The organism is Kluyvera intermedia, assembly GCF_021440345.1.
GTDB classification, from domain to species: Bacteria; Pseudomonadota; Gammaproteobacteria; order Enterobacterales; family Enterobacteriaceae; genus Kluyvera; species Kluyvera intermedia_A.
Genome location: NZ_JAKCNS010000071.1, coordinates 1 through 5075, shown reverse-complemented (window position 1 = coordinate 5075; position 5075 = coordinate 1). Strand labels below are relative to the sequence as shown.

At 37.8% G+C, this 5075-nt stretch carries 5 protein-coding genes; all 5 read right to left on the bottom strand.

Annotation, left to right across the window (positions count from 1 at the left end):
• Nucleotides 1–561 (bottom strand): RepA protein (locus tag LZ634_RS17885; protein ID WP_234507607.1); only part of this gene is annotated, 561 nt, incomplete at its 3' end.
• A gap of 272 nt (nucleotides 562–833) precedes the next feature.
• Nucleotides 834–2552: a hybrid sensor histidine kinase/response regulator gene (locus tag LZ634_RS17880; protein WP_000739198.1), complete on the bottom strand. Its 1719-nt coding sequence runs from the start codon at nucleotides 2550–2552 to the stop codon at nucleotides 834–836.
• Nucleotides 2549–3037 carry a molybdopterin-dependent oxidoreductase gene (locus LZ634_RS17875; protein WP_063923401.1) on the bottom strand — a complete coding sequence of 163 codons (489 nt, stop codon included), beginning with the start codon at nucleotides 3035–3037 and terminating at the stop codon, nucleotides 2549–2551. The genes LZ634_RS17880 and LZ634_RS17875 overlap by 4 nt, the downstream gene beginning before the upstream one ends.
• A complete protein-coding gene (locus LZ634_RS17870) occupies nucleotides 3030–4013 on the bottom strand; it encodes a hypothetical protein (protein WP_039267228.1) in 984 nt (327 codons plus the stop codon). The genes LZ634_RS17875 and LZ634_RS17870 overlap by 8 nt, the downstream gene beginning before the upstream one ends.
• Nucleotides 4014–4016: 3 nt before the next feature.
• Nucleotides 4017–4931, bottom strand: a complete 915-nt coding sequence (locus tag LZ634_RS17865; protein ID WP_000891983.1) for a helix-turn-helix domain-containing protein — start codon at nucleotides 4929–4931, stop codon at nucleotides 4017–4019.
• Nucleotides 4932–5075 lie beyond the last annotated feature (144 nt).

Genomic DNA, 5075 nt, shown 5'->3' with positions numbered 1-5075 from the left:
ATGGAGGGTCAAGATCACTTCGTTAGGGTCTTCATTTAACAGGCGCGCACGCTCCCGATAAACCAACTTTAGCGGCATCCCCAGCGCAGCAAAAAAGCTCTCTGTAACTTCAATTTGCTTACAGGCACATTTCGCATCATAAGGGTTAAATTTTGCTTTATCGGTGATGATCAAATCTAACCAGTAGAGACGGTCACATCCACGGCTAGCAAGAGATATAAACTTGCCGCTGGTCATTAACCCTGCCCGTTCTGCGAGGATTGCCAGATTGTGCCTGGTTTGCCAGGTACGAAAATCCAGATCATCGAGTATGGCCAGCATCAGTTCACAGAGAGATTCAAGGCCGTACTTATTCGGATCATTTACCCAAAACCGGCAATTACGGATACGCCTGCGTAACTCGCGGTGAATTTTGAGACGACCTGCAGGAGTGGTAAGTACACGAATCCAGCGCGATAAAAACCGCCGACGCTTACGCGAAGCAACGTTATAACAAGGATTTTGATTTGGTACGCCAGCCGGTGATGGCCGGGCTTTACTTGAACGTTTTTGTTCAGTCACCAGACCCCGCCCTTATGGCGAGTCTGTAGGGTTGAAATGTGCGCATGATAGGGTATAATCCTACATAGGTTTTATGCCTAGCCCCGTTAATCACACTCGCGTCGCCAAACAGAAGAGTGATTATCGGGGCTTTGTTTTTAGAGCGATACCAGAAGCATATCAAGCTCTTTCCCTCACCGGTTAACCGGCTTAACTTCGCATTCTACTCAAATTTTCAAAATTCGCAACGATCGAGAACACCAAAGCTATAATCGCAAATATTACGACAATGCCTACTCACTTTTGACTCGTCCTTGATTTGACATAACCTCATGTATTTTAAGGTTTATATCTTTTAACCTGACAGGTTTAGTTAACAAAGGAGCCTGTCCGATAGAGTGTGCATCACTGTATGCGCTGATGAATATGAAAGGCGTGGATCGATTAGGATTCTGACTGCTACTAACAGTTGCATACAGCTCATCACCTGTCATGCCTGGCATTTGTAAATCACTCAGGACAACGTCATAAGGTTTACGCAGAAGCTTTTCCAGGGCTCGTTCAGGCGAGGTTGTAGCCTCGACAATGTATCCAGCATTAGTAAGCAGACTGGAAAGAGACGAACAGGCCATTTCATTATCATCAATAACAAGCAAGCTAAGAACGCCGAAGACATCTCCGGGAGCTGAAGCAGATACCTCAGCTGTTGCAAGGCTGCTATCTCCCAACTTGATAGGTATTCTCACTGTAACAGTTGTACCTACATTTACTTCACTAGATATATGAATAGTACCTTTTAATAGTCTGATTATCCCTGCAACAATAGCAAGTCCCATCCCAAATCCAGGTACAGTGGATTTCGAATCTACAACTCGTGTAAATGGTTTAAATATGAACTTTAGTTTGTCTTTAGGGATTCCCTTTCCGGTATCAGAAATGACAATATTTAATACCTTACCTTTTTCTATAAAGTAATCTACATTAACTTCCCCGCGCTCAGTGTACTTAATAGCATTACTGGTTAAGTTTTCAATTACTTGATTAAGGCGTAGAGCATCTGTAAAAATCACTGCATCATTATTGTTTTTTATTTTAACTGTGACATCCTTTTTTTCATAAATAGCAATGCAATCCTGCACAGCGTTAGTAACAATTGCTTGCAAGCTATTATAGGTGTTTTTTATCTCTACAGATCCGTTGTCAATTTTTGCAAATTCAGCCAAATCATTTAACTGGCGCTCCATTTTCGAAACAGCAGTTTCAAGTCGTTCTATCTGACCAGATTTAATCCCTCCACTCAGATTATTGGTTACGACATCAATGATAGACACTATTGCCTGTAAAGATGTTCTGAGTTCATGGCCTACCATACCTAAAAATGCATTTTTACTGGCAAAAGCAGCCCGTTCTGATAGTAACAATCGGTTAATTTTACTTATGTAAATAAATAGGACAAAAAGAAGTAAGGAAATCAACCCACCTGTAATAAAAAGCAGAGTCCATAACTGCTGACGTTTGCTCCTGAAATCTTTAAGAGCGTCATTCCTTTGTGCTATTTCAGCCATATCAGCAAGATTTGTAACGGTTTTAGTTAGCGGTTTTATATCAGCTATGATTGTACTTATTTTTTTATAATCAGGGTGATTATGCGAAAGCAGCCCGTCTATGTCTTCAAGCTTTTTGTTTATCGAATCAATTGTTTCTTCATAGCCTTGCTGTTTATATAGAGGTGCAGTCGCCTCACTCTTTACATAAATAACATTCAAACGAGAATAAAGGATATCGAATTTAAGCCTAACATCGTCAATAGTATTATCGCTATTGATTAGCGTGTAAAGCTCATTCAACTGTATAATGAATTTTGCCACTGAGAAACCGTAGTTTTCTTGGGTGCCAGCGACGGTGTATAAATTTTTCTCCGATAAAAGACTGGTGTACTTAACAACACTAGACACAGTGAATGCTATCAACAAAAGCAGAGCAACCAAAATGATAAAGAAATTTTTTTTCATTTGAGCACCGTAATTTTGTCTATCTGCCAAATGAACCGTGCAAGATAGTGTGGCGTGTTAAGCTCAATATAATGTTCATCTAAAGGATATACCAAAAAATAAGGTCCAAAATCCCTTATTTGAAGCCTTTTTCCATCCATTTCTGTAGCCAATAAAATGTTATATTTTTCAACGTCATTCATGTCTACAATGATTTCATAATTATTCAGAGCATGGAATTTTAGCTTTGCTCCATTAGCGCCAGCGAGTTTTAAAACATAACTTAGGTCGACGCCCTTGAATTTTACTTTTTTACCGGTTGGCGTCCAAGGTGTTGTCGTTACGATGGTATCCCGTGGGAACGAATCAAACTGCTTTTCAGTAATCACATAACCTTTATCACTGTTAGCATTAGCGATTGAACCATCTATAACTATATCCCCAATATTGCTATATGCACTAATTGACAAAAGCATTAGGGATAAGAATGATATTATTTTAACCATAAAGATACTCCCTGTAATTATTTTCCACCATTTTAACCAGTTGGAAATCTTCACTACTCTGAATTTTTTCTAATCTTTTATTCCCAACATAAATCGACTTACAATTACTGTAATACTTTGTTCTTAATTCTGGCGGTATTGTATTAAACACGCATTCAGTAGGTACACCAAATCCAGCGGCTATATGCAATGCAGAGGAGTCACAAGTATAAACGTTGCTAGCATACTTAATTAGCGCTATGAAATCTTTCGTATGGGGTGAATACTTTGATATGTTAATATAATTTTTATGATTCACATCCACGAAACCTAGTACCGTTTTTCCTTCGCGCCTAGAAAGCATATCAACTATGTCATAATAGAACTTCGACGGTATACTTCTTATTTTTGTGCTAGCAATAGGTGCAAAAAGTGTGTAGTTTTCAAAAACTGGCGCTCCGAGATCAATATTGCCTAACCATTTATTAGATAGCTCATTATGGTTAACATCATCAAGTTTCACGCCAAGACCTTGGATAAAATAATCATGCATTTCCATAATATGGAAATCTGGAGAATATAGCTGATTTCCCACATCAATATTCAATGCAGTACAAGGCAATTTCTGAATATGAAAAGGCATGTAATGAAGCTCATCTATAACCGAGGATGCTAATTCATACAGTTCCTCAACATATGACGGTGCAGTCTCCGGTCGAATAAGCTTAATTTTAATCTTGGGATTCTTTTTTTTGATTGCTGACAGCACAGAAATCCCGACGATAGAATCACCTAATGTCACTCCCATGCCATTGATCACATTTAGGTGTTCTATTTCAGAATAATCACTTGAGAATTTTTGTATATTCCAGTTTTTTATAAGACCATTGTTTAATGGTAAAATATTTTCATAGCTTAGCTTCTGATAATCGTAAGGTGCTACGATCAAACTATCGTTACTTATCAAGCTACCGGAATATTCAAGTAAATTTCTCATAATCTATCTGGCGAAATATTTTTCAATGTTAGATTTGATGATGCCTGATTTAATCGGCTTTTCGTATGGTCCCACAATGTCATAATCATGAATTGACTTTACAATTTCATCATCTTTTATACCAGATAGTTGACCTGTAAGAACGATTATCATTGCATTTTTATTTTTTGACGACCTTATAGCTTTAACCAACTTAAAGCTTGTTTCATCACCGATGATCCAGTCCAAAACATATGCGTCATACGGATTTGTTGCGACAGCTTGAGTAAGTTTTTTCAAGTTATCATAAGTATCTACTTGATAATAATCGTTCGAAAGGATTTCTTTTAAGCTTTCGGTGATATTAGCATCGTCATCAAGTAGTGCAATTCGATACTTAGTGCTGCTAATTACCTTTGGATTTATGACAATACTTTCTATGCTTCGTTTTGATTCATAAAGCAGTTCATCTTTTAAATCATTTGTCGGAAAAATGTTCCATTGGTCAGCTACTTTCAGTGCTGAGTATTCTGTGTTTACTTCCGAACCTTCAGGATAGAGGCATACCTTACAAGAGTGTTCACTGCGGCCATCGTTCCAGATCGCATCTTGAATTTCTTTATTATCCTCATAATAAATACGGAAAAACTCAATCATATCCATGCCAACGGATTGGACTACTTTTATGAGTTGCTGAACCTCCCACTTGGTCGCACCATTCAACTTCTTATAGCCCGCTGATGTAGTGATCTGTAGCACCTTACTTATGTAACTATTGTGCTTTACCTTGGAAATACCTTTTTTGGTCAATACCTTCGCCAGTACCTCTATCACTTTTGCATCATCGAGATCTTGCATTTTTATTACTCTGAATTTGGAGATTTTCTTGATTTTATCCTGCCAGTATTTTTTTTCAATTTTTTCAAACATCTCCAACATTTTACACTGCTGAAAAAGTCCTAAAAATTGGAATCATTCTTAAATCGATACTATAAGTTATAATCTTATTGAATACCCAACTTATAAGCGCTATTGTATTAATCAAATCATTAGCTCTTTAATAGGGGTCGCTTCAGAAAACGG